The 13,591-nt window shown below is 67.2% G+C and carries 14 protein-coding genes; 8 read left to right on the forward strand and 6 right to left on the reverse strand.

Annotated elements, in window-relative coordinates:
* Nucleotides 1-120 precede the first annotated feature (120 nt).
* Genes ABLE94_RS13220 through ABLE94_RS13235 form a run of 4 tightly spaced genes read right to left on the reverse strand, consistent with a single transcriptional unit; the run spans nucleotide 121 to nucleotide 4,424 of the window.
* Complete coding sequence (locus ABLE94_RS13220; RefSeq protein WP_348808959.1) at nucleotides 121-615, reverse strand: DUF6262 family protein; 495 nt, start codon at nucleotides 613-615, stop codon at nucleotides 121-123.
* Nucleotides 612-2,612, reverse strand: coding sequence for a tyrosine-type recombinase/integrase (locus ABLE94_RS13225; RefSeq protein ID WP_348808960.1), 2,001 nt, complete (start codon nucleotides 2,610-2,612; stop codon nucleotides 612-614). The genes ABLE94_RS13220 and ABLE94_RS13225 overlap by 4 nt, the downstream gene beginning before the upstream one ends.
* Complete coding sequence (locus ABLE94_RS13230; protein ID WP_348808961.1) at nucleotides 2,599-3,723, reverse strand: tyrosine-type recombinase/integrase; 1,125 nt, start codon at nucleotides 3,721-3,723, stop codon at nucleotides 2,599-2,601. Before ABLE94_RS13230 ends, ABLE94_RS13225 begins: the two co-directional genes overlap by 14 nt.
* Entirely contained in the window at nucleotides 3,720-4,424 is a 705-nt protein-coding gene (locus ABLE94_RS13235) for a hypothetical protein (RefSeq protein WP_348808962.1), read from the reverse strand. The genes ABLE94_RS13230 and ABLE94_RS13235 overlap by 4 nt, the downstream gene beginning before the upstream one ends.
* Nucleotides 4,425-4,685: 261 nt before the next feature.
* Here ABLE94_RS13235 and ABLE94_RS13240 point away from each other — a divergent pair, with 261 nt between their 5' ends.
* Nucleotides 4,686-5,801, forward strand: a complete 1,116-nt coding sequence (locus tag ABLE94_RS13240) for an ImmA/IrrE family metallo-endopeptidase (RefSeq protein ID WP_348808963.1) — start codon at nucleotides 4,686-4,688, stop codon at nucleotides 5,799-5,801.
* A gap of 18 nt (nucleotides 5,802-5,819) precedes the next feature.
* On the forward strand, nucleotides 5,820-6,179 hold the full coding sequence (locus ABLE94_RS13245) for a hypothetical protein (protein WP_348808964.1): 360 nt from the start codon (nucleotides 5,820-5,822) through the stop codon (nucleotides 6,177-6,179).
* A gap of 18 nt (nucleotides 6,180-6,197) precedes the next feature.
* On the opposite strand, the gene ABLE94_RS13250 is transcribed toward ABLE94_RS13245, so the two are convergent.
* Nucleotides 6,198-6,608, reverse strand: a complete 411-nt coding sequence (locus ABLE94_RS13250) for a hypothetical protein (RefSeq protein WP_348808965.1) — start codon at nucleotides 6,606-6,608, stop codon at nucleotides 6,198-6,200.
* 75 nt (nucleotides 6,609-6,683) lie between these two features.
* Between ABLE94_RS13250 and ABLE94_RS13255 the strand changes: the two genes are divergently transcribed.
* A complete protein-coding gene (locus ABLE94_RS13255; protein ID WP_348808966.1) occupies nucleotides 6,684-7,028 on the forward strand; it encodes a hypothetical protein in 345 nt (114 codons plus the stop codon).
* A 29-nt stretch (nucleotides 7,029-7,057) separates the two neighbouring features.
* Here the strand turns inward: ABLE94_RS13255 and ABLE94_RS13260 are convergent, their stop codons facing one another.
* The gene (locus ABLE94_RS13260) at nucleotides 7,058-7,444 is read right to left on the reverse strand and encodes a hypothetical protein (RefSeq protein WP_348808967.1); all 387 of its coding nucleotides are present in this window, start codon (nucleotides 7,442-7,444) and stop codon (nucleotides 7,058-7,060) included.
* 176 nt (nucleotides 7,445-7,620) lie between these two features.
* Between ABLE94_RS13260 and ABLE94_RS13265 the strand changes: the two genes are divergently transcribed.
* The 5 genes from ABLE94_RS13265 to ABLE94_RS13285 all read left to right on the forward strand — a co-directional run bounded on the left by ABLE94_RS13265 (nucleotide 7,621) and on the right by ABLE94_RS13285 (nucleotide 13,389).
* A complete protein-coding gene (locus ABLE94_RS13265) occupies nucleotides 7,621-8,391 on the forward strand; it encodes a hypothetical protein (protein ID WP_348808968.1) in 771 nt (256 codons plus the stop codon).
* Between the two features lie 748 nt (nucleotides 8,392-9,139).
* The gene (locus ABLE94_RS13270) at nucleotides 9,140-10,288 is read left to right on the forward strand and encodes an ABC transporter substrate-binding protein (RefSeq protein WP_348808969.1); all 1,149 of its coding nucleotides are present in this window, start codon (nucleotides 9,140-9,142) and stop codon (nucleotides 10,286-10,288) included.
* A complete protein-coding gene (locus ABLE94_RS13275) occupies nucleotides 10,285-11,346 on the forward strand; it encodes a FecCD family ABC transporter permease (RefSeq protein ID WP_348808970.1) in 1,062 nt (353 codons plus the stop codon). Before ABLE94_RS13270 ends, ABLE94_RS13275 begins: the two co-directional genes overlap by 4 nt.
* Nucleotides 11,343-12,152 (forward strand): ABC transporter ATP-binding protein, encoded by an 810-nt coding sequence (locus ABLE94_RS13280; protein ID WP_348808971.1) that lies wholly within the window; start codon nucleotides 11,343-11,345, stop codon nucleotides 12,150-12,152. The genes ABLE94_RS13275 and ABLE94_RS13280 overlap by 4 nt, the downstream gene beginning before the upstream one ends.
* Nucleotides 12,145-13,389 carry an MFS transporter gene (locus ABLE94_RS13285; protein WP_348808972.1) on the forward strand — a complete coding sequence of 415 codons (1,245 nt, stop codon included), beginning with the start codon at nucleotides 12,145-12,147 and terminating at the stop codon, nucleotides 13,387-13,389. Before ABLE94_RS13280 ends, ABLE94_RS13285 begins: the two co-directional genes overlap by 8 nt.
* Nucleotides 13,390-13,591: the final 202 nt, after the last annotated feature.

The following is a 13,591-nucleotide window of genomic DNA, read 5'->3' on the forward strand; positions in this document are numbered from 1 at the left end:
GAGACCTTCACGACCGAATTCAAACGCTCCGACATCAACGACAAGGACCTCACCAAGGCAGTCGCGTGCTTGGCGAATGGAGATGGAGGGTGGTGGTGGAGCCTAGGAGATTCGATATCTCTAGGAGCCTCCTGACTGTCCACGACGTGGCTGACGGGGGTCATCGTGGCTGTTGTGGCCCTGTGGTGGTCGGTTTATCTGCAGGTTCTCCTTGACGGGTTTCTTGCGTGGCCGGGTTCCCAGGTCGAGGAGTCGGCTGCGGAGCGCCTCGTTCTCGGTGCGTAGTTGCGCGAGCTGTTCGGTCAGTTCGCGGTTGCGGTCGATTGCGGTTGCGAGCTTGGTGCGGAGGGATTCTGCGGTTGCCGCGGTCGAGCGTTCGGTTCCGGCGGGGGCGGTGCCGCGTTTCGCGTCGATTTCCTGTCGGAGCTGGTGGTGCTTGTAGAGGAAGCTGGTTGAGACGTCGGCGGCGCGGGCGACGGCGACGAAGGTGACGGGTTGTCCGGTGTTGTGCAGCCGGGTGATGGCTCGGCGTGCGCGGGCGGTCGCGCTCGTTGTGCGGGCTGCGGCGGCCGCGGTGAGGCGTGCGGTGCGGTGATCGCGGTCGCCTTCGCTCACCTGGGTTCCTGCGCGTCAGAGCCGATTTCGTCGATGAGCTTGGTGACCTTGTCGAGCATGGTCTTGTTCAGTTCCGCAGCCTGGCTATCACCATTCTCGTGCGCCTGCGTGGCGAGCTGGTGGAGCTGGTCGCGGAGGGTGATGTGCGCGCCGAGGAAAGTGCGACCGCCGGGGTCGTGGAAGGAACAGTCGATGCACGGGTTGGGGCGGAACTCGCAGCGTTGCGTCGCAGGGAGCGTGCAGAACCCGTTGGGCAGTGCGGTGGTGAAGCGGGCTCGCAGTCGCTCGACGGTGGCGTCAGCGCCTTTGTCGGGGTTGGTATCCCAGAACTCTCGGGCCTTGCGCGCGAGGGTGTCGTCGGTGATGCGGGCGTAGGTCGCGGTCATGGTGTCGCTGTGGTGGCCGAGGAAGTCGCGGACTTCCGGTTGGGTCCATCCGTTGTTGAGCAGGCTCATCCCGATGGTGTGGCGGAAGCGGTGGACGTCGCCGCCGGAGATCTTCTCGCCGGTGGTGATGGAGGCGGTGATCTCGTGCTCGCGGAACAGTGCGGCGAGGCGGTGCCGCAGGCCGCTGGTGGACCAGGGCTGGGTTCGGCCAGCGACGGCGCTGGATCGGGCGCCGGGGAAGAGGTGTTCGGCGTCGGGCCCGTAGGTGTCGCGGACGCGGGTCTGCTGGTCGCGGACGATCGTGGCGAGACTGTCGGGGACGGGAAACCGGCGCCAGGCACTGGTTTTGGTCATCCAGTATTCGATCCAGTACCCCTGGTCGCTGTGTTGGAGGCAGTCGATCGGGAGGCTGACGAGTTCGGAGATGCGGCACCCTGCCCACCGTGTGGTGGCGATCATCGCTCGGAGGGTGGGATCGGTGTCCGGGTTGTCGACGATCAGGGTGTCGATGCGTTCGATGACGTCGGGTGGGAAGGGCCTGGGCCGGCGGGTCTTGCGGTGGACGTTCTCGCCGCGGCGCAGGAAGACCGCTGATCCCAGGTCGTCGACGAGTCCGCAGTCGCGGAGTGTTTCCAGCAGGTAGGCGGCGGTGTTCGCGAGCTGGGGGTTCGCCTTGGTGTCGGGGCGGCGGGTCCATTCGAGGTAGTCCAGGAACACCGTCCGGGTGACCGCGGGAGGTTTGGGGACGGTGCCGTCGAGGGTGAGGAACTGGGCGAATTGGCGGGTGGCACGCAGCCACTGGGTGAGTGTTCCCCAGGACATGCTGGAGGTGGAGAGCTGTTGGCGGGCGAGGCGTTTGACGGCGTCCTTGAGCCAGGGCACCGGGACGGTGGCCCAGTCGACGGCAGTTCGTGTCGCCCCGGCTTGGGTGGTGTCGAGGACGAACTCGAATCCGTCGCGCCAGTGCCAGTGATCCGCCGCCCATGGGTCGGGGTCGGTGGCCCCGTGCAGGAGCCGGAAGAACCTGCGGATGTAGGGGGCGCAGAGGGAGTCGAAGTTGGTGTAGGGCCAGTATTGCCGGCACAGCAGCAGCCAGTCGTCGACGGGGCGTTCGGTCAGGGAGCTGGTGATGCGCCCGTGCGCGACGTCGATGAGGACGATCAGGACGCGGCGCAGTCCGGCGTTGGGGGTCCAGTCGCCGCGGCCGATCTTGGTTGCGGCGACGAACCGGATTTCGTCGGCGGCGGTCTGCGGGAGCGGGCGGAAGTCGACCGCCTGGGTGGTGGCAGGCCGGCCGCGTGGCACGCCGACGGGCAGGGCGCTGATGGTGGCCCAGGCGTCGAAGTCGGCGGGCTGTCCGGCGCGGAACCACTGGAAGTAGTGGGCGTAGCACAGGCCCGACGTGGCGCCTGTGCGTCCACTGGGGCCGCCGAGCCAGTACCGTTCGCCGTCGCAGTCGGTGACGGCGCAGGGGTCGGTGGCGGCGCGGCGGCGGTCGCCGGCGACATCGACGACCGGCCAGGTCATTGCGCACCAGGGCCCGTCCGGCACCTGCAAAGCGGAGACATCGGTGCGCCCGGACCGGGCGCGTTCACCGTTACCGTGCGCCATCGCCGTCTCCCTTCACTCGGTGCTGCTGCGGTTCTCGCCAGACCAGATGCTCGGTGTGGCGGAGCTTTTCGGCGAGGTCGTCGCTGGCGAGGTGGATGTAGACGTCGGCGCTGGCCGAGTGGGATTGGCCGAGGCGGGCGGCGATTTCGGCCGCGGTCCATCCGGCCTTGGCCAGGGCGGTGGCGTGGGTGTGGCGGAGCATGTGCGGGTTGAGGTCGTCGATCCCGGCGGCGGCGCCGATCCGTTCGATGAGCTGGTAGGCGTTGGAGTAGGTCATCGGACCACCGACGGGTGGGCGGGAGAGGTTGACGAACACGTAATCACTGTCGACGTAGGCGATCTCACCAAGCAGGTACGCCGCGTACAGGTCGAAGAACCGCCGCGGAGCCTCGACGATGAACTGGGCCTTCTGCTTCGACAGGGCGCCGTTGACGTTGTCGTCGCGCCGGCAGATCATCACCTGCCTGCGCATCGGGTTCAGGTCGCCGTGGCGCAGGCCGAGCGCTTGGCCGACCCGCAGGCCCAGGTCGTACTGCGCCGACAGCAGCAGCCGGTCACGGGCGGTCGACGCCGCGGCGAGCAGCTTGGCGAAGTCGGTCTCGAAGTCGATCACCTGCACGGTCTCGGCCGGCTGCCGGTCGGGCCGGGCCAGTCGGGAGACCTCTCGGGGACGGCGCTTATCGAGGTGGGCGAGGAAGCTGTGCGCGCGCCGCGGCAGCTTCGACGGGTTACGGGTCAGTACCAGGTCCTGCGGCCCGCGGCCCTCGACGCGGTGGAACTCGTAGAACTCACGGACCGCGGCACTGACCGCTTTCACGGTGCCGGGTGCGCGGCCCCCGCACCGTGACGGCAGCGGCGGCAGTCCTGCGGTGAGGACAGCGACGAAGTCGCACAGCTGCTGGAAATCCAGCTCATCCCAGGAGATTCCCCGGGCGGCCAGCCAGCGGTAGAACTGGCTCAGGTGCCGCGCGTACGAGCGGACGGTGTTCTGGGAACGTCCGATCGCCCGCTGCCAGTGCAGGAACTGCTCGATCTCAGGCACCGGCAGCCCGTTCTCGTCGACGACCGTCCACGACCGGACCCCGTGAACCGTGACCGGGGCGGCCCTCATCGCTGGTCCTCGAGGCCGTCGTCGCGGCGCGGCCGGCGGGTCTTGATGTCGGTACGCCGCCGATGCTGCTCATCGCGTACGAGATCCTCAGTGCCGACGAGGTCGTCGGCGGTTAGCCGCCCGGGCAGCCACCGTACGTCCCGCTTGCGCCAGGAGGCGTACCTCTCCTGCACCCGATCCATCGGCACCTCGAACCGTTCCCACTGCACCCCTGGGGCGCTGACCCAGATCCGTCGCACGTGCGAATCGGTGGCCGCGTCGTAGTCCCAGGTCAGCTCGCAGTGCGTAGGATCGCCCACCAGCTGCAGGGTCTGGGAGTCCTGCTTGATGAACGCCTTGCGCCGGGAGTTGGTGCCGTCCATCTCCTTGTGATGGATCGCCAGGTAGGTGCGGCCGTGGCTGCTGACTTCCGACCACTGGTAGGGCCGTTTGACCAGGTGTCCAGGCGGGTGCATCCCCTGGGTGCTCAGCCACACGTTGGTGCCGGCGGAGACGAACGCCGCGACATGGCTGCCCCGCAGTAGCGGCTGCAGCATCGTCTGCAGATGCGCGGGTTGCTCCGCCATGAGTGTGTTCCAGTGATCGACTGCGGCCAGCAGCAGCGCGCCGATACCGATCGTCACCGGACGCAGGATCCGCTGCGCCTCCTTTCGGGACACCGTTCCCTGCAGCGGGTTGAGGTCGTCCATGAGTGTCGTCACGATCTGTCTCCTCTCGATGTAATTACTTGCGTGGAATTTTGCCTAACGTGGTATAGTTCTCAGGTAGACAACACGCCGTGACCTGCAGAATTAGCCACACCGGTTCGCCTCGATCTCGCGACCGAGACGTGCGTCACATCAGCCACTTGCGTTTCAGGTGGAGATAACCGGGCCGGTAGGAAAGTCGCAGTTCACACGGTGTTTCTGCACGGATATGCGGTAGCGGCGCGATAGCGTGAAGCACAAGGATCGATCGAGGATATGGAGGCGATCTGGGTGACGGCACTCATCTCGCAGGCCGAGGCGAATCCGGTGATGGTTGCGCTGACGCGACTGGCGCACGGCTGGTCGAAGAAGCGGCTCGCTGAGGAGGCCGGGGTCTCCGGATCGCACGTCACCCGAGTCGAGGCCGGTGCCCTGCCCCTGGCGGGTAAGGCGCTCGACGACTACGCGCGGGCGTTGCAGTGCCCAGTGGATGCTCTGTGCGTTGCGTTCGAGCGCTCCCCTGCGCAGGGCACACACTTCCGCGCCAACGCCACCACTGCGGAGTGGAAGCGCGACCGCGTCTGGGCGCGCGCCAACCTGGTCGCTATGCGGCTCGGCCGGGTCGCGGCCCACACCGACCTCGATCCGGAGCTGGCGCTGCCCGATCTCGACCCCGGGGACTACGCCGCCGAGCTCGGTGAGATCACCGTCGCGCAGGTCCTACGCCGGCTCTGGCGCATCGCCGGGCCCATCCGGTCGATGACCGAACTGCTGGAGGCGGCCGGGGTCTTCGTCGTCGTCGAGGACTTCCACGACCGCGAGATCGACGCGGTCACCCTGCGCGCCACCGCGCATCACCCGCACCTGGTGTACGTCAACGCGGCACTACCGCCGGACCGGATGCGCATGACCCTCGCGCACGAACTCGGGCACCTGGTGATGGATGCGATGACACTGGTCAGCCCCGCCGAAACCGAGCGACGGGCAAATGTCTTCGCCGCCGAGTTCCTCGCCCCGGTCGACGACATCGGCCCGGCGCTGGACCGTGTCTCGACCCGGACGGTGCACGAGCTCGACGAGCTGCGCCTGGACTGGGGAGTGAGCGAGTCCTCGCTCGTCGTCCGAGCACGCGAGCGCGGCGTGCTCTCCGACCGGCAGTACCGGGCGATGTTCCGACTACTCAACGAAACCGGCCGGATGTACGGCGCCCGGCCCGGTATCCCGGCCGAGACCCCCGAGCTCGCGCGGGATATCCTCGCGCAGCTCGCCACCGACGGCTACAGCAGCACCGAGCTCGACGCCCTGACACTGCTGAGCCCCGACAAGCGCACCTGCCTGTTCGGTGCACCTGACGGTGCTACCGCCGGCAGCCGGCACCTGACCGTCGTTTAACACCGTGGGCCGCCTGGGATGTCACGGTGGGGCTGGAACCGCAAGGACGCGGTCAAAGACCACCACTGGCGAGTCCCGCGCGGTTCGAACAAGGCGGTGCAGGCCAAAGAGCAGGACGACGCCGCAGGTGGCCGCCACAACCGTGCCATTCGCACCGCGCCCGACGCTCTCGGGCGGGTGGTGCTGCGGTGCCAGTACCGGCGCCTGTACGCGGAGCTGCGGTGGACTGATGCGACGAAGAAGTACTCCGAGTACCTCGGCGAGATGACCTGGCATAGCCGCGCCGACAACCTCGCCGCCGCCTGGCGCCTAGCACACGCCCGCGGTCTCACGGCCAAGGTCCCCGAGGAAGGGTCCGCCGAAACCGGTAGCAGCTAACCGCTCTGATGCCGCGCGCTACTGCATCCAGCGGGCGCAGTCTTCGGATGCCCGTGCCAGGACGGTGTCCAGGTGGCGGGTGTCATGCGGGCCGCTGGTGAGGTAGGTGATCGCCGTCTGGTCGTCGAGGTCCGCTGACGGCGCGCACATCCAGCAGGCCGCCGTCCACGGCTCGGCGGCGCGCCGCAGTGTTTGCCAGATGGTCAGCAGTCGCTCGTCCACCCGGCGGCCGTCGGGGAACTGCCACGCGGGGAACACCGGCGTGCCACTGGCCAGTGGCACCCAGATCACCTGCTCCGCGGCGACCATCTGCGCCAGGTCATCGGCGTCCAGACCGAGGTATCCGGTGACACCGTCGGCGTCGTAGAAGGGCCCGACGATCTCGTCGAGTATCGCTCCCGCATCGCCGCCGGTTGTCGTCTCGTCCACGGAGGCGATGATCCGCGCGGCCCGGTGCACTTGTCCACCCGGATAACGTCGCGCCCAGCGTGGATACTGACGACCATGACGGAAAGCGGCGACGAGGTGCGGTTCGTGTCCGGCAATGAGCGGCTGGCGCGGATTCTCGCCGACCCGGACCGGCGGGCCCGGGTGGACGCCATCACCGCCGAGATGGACCTGATCGATCAGCGGTATCGCACGGCCGCACTCCAACTCGACGAAGCGGTGGCCACGACGGCCGCAGAAGTCGGTGCCGGCACGCCCGCCGAGGTGCTCACCGCACTCCAGCGTCATCTCACCGCCGCTGGCGTGCGCGAGCTAGGCATCACGCTCACATTCGATGATCACGACGCGACGGTGCCGTGGACCCGGTTCGCCGACCATCCGCTACGTGACACTCGCGACTGAACGCCGCGCACCGGACCCGCACCGATCTTCTACTTGGGTGCGGCCTCGTCGGGGACGAATCCGCTCGCCGCGGCGTCCGCGGCACACAGGGTCCGGACCCAGCTTCCGCGGCGCGTGAGGCCGCCACCGCGGCCGCACTGCTCGCAGGTCCGCTCCGACCGTCGTTCCGCTGCCCGGATCAGTTCATCGAAGCCCGGCCGGGGCCGGTCCGGTTCGATCTCGACGTAATACCGCAGCCCACCGAACTTCTCCTTGACCTGCACTAGCTGGTAGTCGGGATCGATCGCGCCCAGCTCCTGGTCGAGATCGACGATCAGCCGGTACCAGCCCGGCCCGACATCCAGGGACCCGTACCACCCGGGAAGGAACCGTGCGCGGATCCCCGCCAGGTCATCCTCACTCACCTCGTCGGCCATGCAGACCAGCCTGCCAGGACGCCTACACCACGGTATAAGCGGCCCGGCATGGTCTGTTCGTTTGGGTTCGAGGGTATGCCCCTGGTATTTCGCGCGCGCATTTCGCACACCGCTCCTACCAAGCAGTGCGCCACCGTCGAGCAACCTCCGAATTGGTTACTGGCACGCTCGTACCAATGTCACGAAGATCAGATCGCAACCGCACCCCGCGCCACAAGCCCGAACCCGCACCGCTGGATCACACACCGCTGATGACGGCATTGCGGCAGGTGGAGATCGCCGTCAACGGCTTCAACCGCGAGGCCGCACGGATCGAGACCGAGTACGGCATCGCGATCTATCCAGAGCGGGTGGGCAATATGCACACCGATCTGGCGCGGTACATCGAGGTCGCGATCGGCATCGTCGCACGCAAGCTGCCGGTCGCCGTGTACGGGTCAGACAGCCGGCGCTGGACAGGCCCCCAGTCCCCGCGACAGGTGTTCGCCCTGTACGAGGCAGCCGGCGACAACACCGCCGACTACCTGACGCAGATGACTCTCAACGCCGAGCAGATCAAGGCCAAGAAGGACGACCTCGACCGCAGCCTCAAGCAGAAGTGCCTCCGGCCGAAGACGAACGGGAAACCTTGCCAGATGCGGCCGCTGTACCAGGCCGGAGTCGGCCACCAAGAAGGTTTCGGCTGCTGGCGCCACGCCACCGATGAGGAGAAGCTCGAGCTCGAAAAGTCGCGAATCTCCATTGAGGTCAAGACCGGTTGCCCCGGGTGCAAGGCCGGCCCCGGTGAGGCGTGCCTGATCCCGACAGAGGACGGCCTGACGCCCACGCAGGCCGGCCTGACGATGGTCGACGGCGAGTGGCCGCGGGTGCGGGTCCTCGGTGGCGTCGATATCCACGTCCCGCGGATCGAATTGATCCATCCTCGCGTCCTCGAGCCCGTCGACTAGATCTACGCCTCCACCCACATGATGTCGTCGCCCCGACGGTGGCTGCCTCGCCATAAATCCTCCTCGCATGCCGTTTACCGTGGAGAGACAACGAGCACGAAAGAGATCCAAGGGAGCCCCATGCCAGACAGTGCGAATCTTCCGCGGTCATCCAACCCGAGCGAACCCAGCTCCGAGACGGTGGGGGAACTCACCGCGGGTATGCGCGGCAGGTGGGTGGTGGAATCGCAGGGATCGACGCATCTGTGGGATCTGGACGCCTTGACGTATACGCGTCGCCCTGGCCCTGCCAGCCCGACGGGGGCATTCGACTACGACGGCATTACTCACCGGATCACGAGAGTGAGCCGGTGGCCCCGCGTTGGAGACCAGTCGCTGGTCTGGTTCGACGACCCTGCCAGCCCCTTCGACACCGAGCAGTTCAGGCGTTCGTCGGTCATCGTTTCGATCACCCGTGCCTTGACAGAGACGGACCCAACGCGGGGCCATCGTCGGAATCGCTGAGCGAGCCGCGACCACGTTTGGCCCCTCAAGGGGGCGACGTCGTCGAGCTCGAGCCGCGTCCGGTTTGTCCAGTCAATCATCACAGGCGTCGATCGCCGGAATCTCAGTCCAGCAACTCCCCGGCAGGATCTCTTACGACTCGCCGCCATCGATGACTACTCAACGGCCACACCAAGCACTTCCATAACCGGTATAGATATTTCCGCGTCGATCACTTGCCGCGGGAACTTACCGCGTCGTCCGAATGCGCCGAAAAGTTCCCACGAGTTTCAGCCCTATCCTCAAGGCGCTCCAATTGTTTCGCCTCTGTGCCAGCTACCCCACCGCGGTATACACGTCGCGCGCGCTGGTGTTCAATGCACCTATGCAAAGCACACGGACCTTCTTCAGGACGGGCGTCGGCGCTGCGGCCATCGGACTCGCACTGACAGTTGCGCTCGCGGGTTGTTCCTCAGTGGAGTCGGGGCCGCAGTCGTCGAGCGCGGCACCCCCGGCGGTGATGGAGTTGTGCGACGGTACGGAAGTCTCGTTCGATCGTCCCGTCGAGAAGATCGCTACCGGCAACACCGCAGCACTGGAACTGCTCATTCGTCTGGGGGCTGCCGACAAGGTTGTGGGTACTGCGTGGTCCGACGGGGCCGGTGCGCTGTCCGCCGACGTCCGAGCACAGGCGGAGAAGGTGCCCTCACTGGGGGCCCGCGCAGCCGATAAGGAGAAGCTCCTGCAGTCCGGCGCGCAGGTCTACATCGATCCCTATGAGGGCATGACCATGATGGGTATCACCGGCCCCACGGCGGCGGATTTCCAGGCAGCGGGGATGAAGCGGGTCGTACTCCGCTCGTCCGCCTGCACAGCGTCCCTCACCGCACCGGTCACCACTCTCGACGGTGTGATGGCCGATATCCGGTCGCTGGCAGCCTTGGTCGGGCGGCAGCAGGAGGGTGAGAAGCTGGTCGAGTCGATGCGAACCGAACCCGTAGCCGCTGACGCGATTCGCCCTAAGGTGCTGTACCTGACGTCGGCCCGCAACAACGATCAGGCGAGCACCATCGGCAACCGCCAGATCGGAAACGCGATCATCGAGCTCGCCGGTGGAACGAACATCTTCCGCGCAGTCGATAAGGCGCAGTTCGCGAGCTCGTGGGAGGACGTGGTTGCGGGCGATCCGGACGTGATCGTCGTCGCCGTCACACGGCAGTCGTCTCGGGACGCCGTCGACCGCAGCTACCAGGCGTTGCTCGACCAGCTGAAGAGTGATCCGCGGATCGCAGGCCTACGCGCGGTCCGAGAGGGTAGGTTCGTGCGCGCCTACGCCGAGGACTTCACACTCCCGGGTGTGGAGAACGCGACAGTCATCCGTTCTCTCTCACAAGAGCTTTCCAAGCTTCGATGATGGCCGTCGCGGCACCGGGAGGGTCCCGACGCCTGCTGCTGTGGGGTCTGGGCGTTCCGGCGCTGATCGCCCTATTGGTGCTCGGGGTGACGTTCGGGTCGACCGACATCGCCGTGTCGGATGTTTGGCGAATACTGACCGATCAGTTGCTCGGACGCCCTTTGGTCGAGGGAAGCCACGAGATCATCATCTGGCGTGTCCGGTTCCCCCGGCCGGTTCTCGCGGCGCTGATCGGGGCGGGGCTCGGTGTGGTGGGCGTCGCGGTGCAGGCGATCGTTCGTAACCCGCTGGCCGACCCCTACTTGCTGGGGGTCTCGTCCGGTGCTTCCTTCGGGGCGGTCGCCACTTTGGTTCTCGGAGGCAGTACCGCCGCGGCCCTCGTGTCGACGACTTTCGCGTTACCGGTCACCGCGTTCCTCGGCGCGATGGCGGCGTTCCTGGTGGTGTGGCTCATCGGGGCGCGGGGAGCCGCCGTCGCACCATTGCGGTTGATCCTCGCGGGCGTGGCCATCGGTCAGATCTTCGCCTCGTTCACCAGCTTCCTGGTCTTGCAGGCGGACGACATCAATCTCACCCAGGGGATCCTCCACTGGCTCATGGGCAGTCTTTCGGGTGCCATCGGGCCCGCGATCCCGATTGTCGCAGCGGTCGTCGTCTCAGGGGCGATCGGACTGTTCGCGCTCGCGCGGCCGCTCAACGCGCTCATCGTCGGTGACGAGACCGCGAATTCGCTCGGGATCTCGCCCAAGCGAGTGCGCACGGAGGTGTTCGTGATCACCAGCCTGATGACCGGGGTGATGGTGGCGTTCTCGGGTGCGATCGGGTTCATCGGGCTCGTCATCCCCCACATCGCCCGCTTCCTCGTGGGTACCGACCATCGCAAGCTCCTTCCCGCTTCCGCACTGTGCGGGGCTCTGCTGCTCTCGGGAGTCGATCTCCTGTGCCGGCTGGCCACCAGGGTCATCAACCAGGAACTGCCGATCAACGTCGTCGCCGCGGTAATAGGTGCCCCCACCCTGCTCTACCTCGTCAGCCGCCATCAGAGGAGGACTGCGTGACACCGTCCACGACCGGGCCCACACTCACCGGCGTCCACCTCGACCACGTCGACGTAGTCCTGTCGGGCACCACCATCGTCAACGGTGCGACAGTCGTCGCCGAGCCCGGCCGGATCACCGGGATCGTCGGCCCGAACGGCGGCGGCAAATCGACGCTCCTCCGCACCATCTACCGAGATCTACGACCGCACGCCGGCAAAGTTCTGGTGGGCGACCGCGACATCCGTTCCTTAGGCGCAGCAGAGGCAGCCCGCCTCGTGGCCGCGGTACCGCAGGAGCGCGGAACCGAGTTCGACTTCACCACCGGCGATGTCGTCGCGCTAGGGCGAATCCCACACCAGGGCCGGTTCGGCGGCGCGACCACAACTGATGCCGACGCGGTACGCCGAGCGATCGCCGATGTCGGACTGGAGGGATTCGAGAACCGCACGTTCGCGCACCTGTCCGGTGGCGAGAAGCAACGCGCCCTGCTCGCCCGATGCTTCGCGCAGGGCGGCGAGGTCCTGGTTCTGGACGAACCTACCAATCACCTCGACATCAACCATCAGGTCCAGCTACTACGGATCCTGCGCAGCCGAGCCGCGACCACGGTGATCACCCTGCACGATCTCAACACCGCGGCGGCGGCGTGCGACACCCTGTTCGTCGTGCACCACGGCCGGATCGTCGCGCACGGCGCCCCCGGCGACGTGCTCACTGTCGACCTGCTCGACGCCGTCTTCGGGGTCACGGCAACGGTTTCCACCGATACCCGCTCCGGGCGTCCGATCATCGCCGTCGACTACCTGGGAGGACCGCATGACTGACACGGATACCGGTTTCAACCGGCCACTTCTGGCCGCTGCCGGATTGCTGTCTTTGACCGCGATGGCGGAGATGGGCGTGGTCAACATCGCGCTCCCGTCTCTTGCAGCCGATCTCGGCGTGTCCATCGCGGCTGCGCAGTGGGTGGTTCTCGCCTACCAACTGCCGCTGACGGTGCTCTTGATCCCGGTCGGTTTCCTCCTCGACCGTCGTCCGATGCGCCTGGTTGTGCTTATCGCGCTGGGCGTCTTCGGGCTCAGCGGGATTGCTGCATGGGCGGCGCCCACCGCGCACGGCCTGTGGTGGCTCATCGCAGTCCGTGGTCTACAGGGCGCTGCCGGTGCCATCTTGTTCGTGATGATGCCGATGCTCGCGATCCGGTCCGCTCCTGCCGGACGCGCTCCGACGGCGCTGTCTGTGACCGCCACCCTCGGCCCTGTCGGGGCGGTTCTCGGACCGGTCCTGGGCGGTCTCGCCGTCGATGCGGCCGGTTGGCGGGCCGCCTTCCTGGTCAAGATCCCATTCGCGATTGCCGCGGCACTGCTGATCCTGCGGGCACTGCCCTCCGCCGCCCGAGCACCGGCGCCACCTCCGGGCGCCGACACGAGCGACGGCTCCGGCGGCGTCTTGCTCCGGTCGGCGCGGAGGCTACGGTCGATCACCGCAACCAGAGCTCTGCACGGACTTCTCCTGGGCACGCTCGGCCTCGCCGCAGCGATGCAGGCCATGCAGTTCACCGTGTCCTACGTCTTCCAGACCCAGGGTTGGCAGGCGGCGCGAACCGCCGCGGTGCTGACCACCTTCGCTCTCGTGATGGCGGCGACATCGATGCTCGCCGGGCGGCTGGCCGAGGCGAAAGGCCCCGCGAGGGTAGCGATCACCGGCGCAACGACCGTCGTAGTAGGGCTGACGGCCCTGACCGCGATGCTGGGCCGCACAGACGTCCTTGTCGTGCTGCTCGCCCTGATCGTGGTTGGAGTCGGCATGGGCCTCTACGGAGGCCCCACCCAGGCGTGGGTGATGAAAAGCGCCCCCGCCGGCGCTACTGCGACCGTCGCCGGCACCATGCAGTTGGCGCGAACCGCCGGCTTCGCGATAGGCCCCCTCGTCGCCAGTCTCGCGCTCACCACCTCCCCTCACGGCACCCTCGCCCTGATCGGAGCAACCGCGGGCGCGATCCTCGCCAGCGCGTGCTTTACCGTGACGAACCGGAAGCAGCGCGAGGCCCGTAACGCTTAGCCTGATTGGCGCCGCGCCGCGATTGACGGCGGTCGAGTCTTCCAACCGACTTCAGGGTGCAACAGCCGGGTAGTTCAACGGTGGCGTATCCGCACGGGGTCTCCGTCCCCGAATTGGTGAGTCAGAGTCGCTCGGTGCCAGCGCGATCCATATGACTCCGCGCGGCACCGTGCCGTAGCAGTAAGCTAGATCGGCCGCCCCC

This window comes from Gordonia sp. VNK1 (assembly GCF_040049135.1).
GTDB lineage: Bacteria > Actinomycetota > Actinomycetes > Mycobacteriales > Mycobacteriaceae > Gordonia > Gordonia oleivorans.

What these genes read in the sequence shown, in the direction of transcription:
- ABLE94_RS13255 (WP_348808966.1), top strand. Translation starts at nt 6,684, where the DNA reads ATGACGGAAAGCGGCGACGAGGTGCGGTTCGTGTCCGGCAATGAGCGG.
- ABLE94_RS13275 (WP_348808970.1), top strand. Translation starts at nt 10,285, where the DNA reads ATGATGGCCGTCGCGGCACCGGGAGGGTCCCGACGCCTGCTGCTGTGG.
- ABLE94_RS13265 (WP_348808968.1), top strand. Translation starts at nt 7,621, where the DNA reads ATGTCACGAAGATCAGATCGCAACCGCACCCCGCGCCACAAGCCCGAA.
- ABLE94_RS13225 (WP_348808960.1), bottom strand. Translation starts at nt 2,612, where the DNA reads ATGGCGCACGGTAACGGTGAACGCGCCCGGTCCGGGCGCACCGATGTC.
- ABLE94_RS13230 (WP_348808961.1), bottom strand. Translation starts at nt 3,723, where the DNA reads ATGAGGGCCGCCCCGGTCACGGTTCACGGGGTCCGGTCGTGGACGGTC.
- ABLE94_RS13240 (WP_348808963.1), top strand. Translation starts at nt 4,686, where the DNA reads ATGGAGGCGATCTGGGTGACGGCACTCATCTCGCAGGCCGAGGCGAAT.
- ABLE94_RS13245 (WP_348808964.1), top strand. Translation starts at nt 5,820, where the DNA reads ATGTCACGGTGGGGCTGGAACCGCAAGGACGCGGTCAAAGACCACCAC.
- ABLE94_RS13260 (WP_348808967.1), bottom strand. Translation starts at nt 7,444, where the DNA reads ATGGCCGACGAGGTGAGTGAGGATGACCTGGCGGGGATCCGCGCACGG.
- ABLE94_RS13270 (WP_348808969.1), top strand. Translation starts at nt 9,140, where the DNA reads ATGCGCCGAAAAGTTCCCACGAGTTTCAGCCCTATCCTCAAGGCGCTC.
- ABLE94_RS13285 (WP_348808972.1), top strand. Translation starts at nt 12,145, where the DNA reads ATGACTGACACGGATACCGGTTTCAACCGGCCACTTCTGGCCGCTGCC.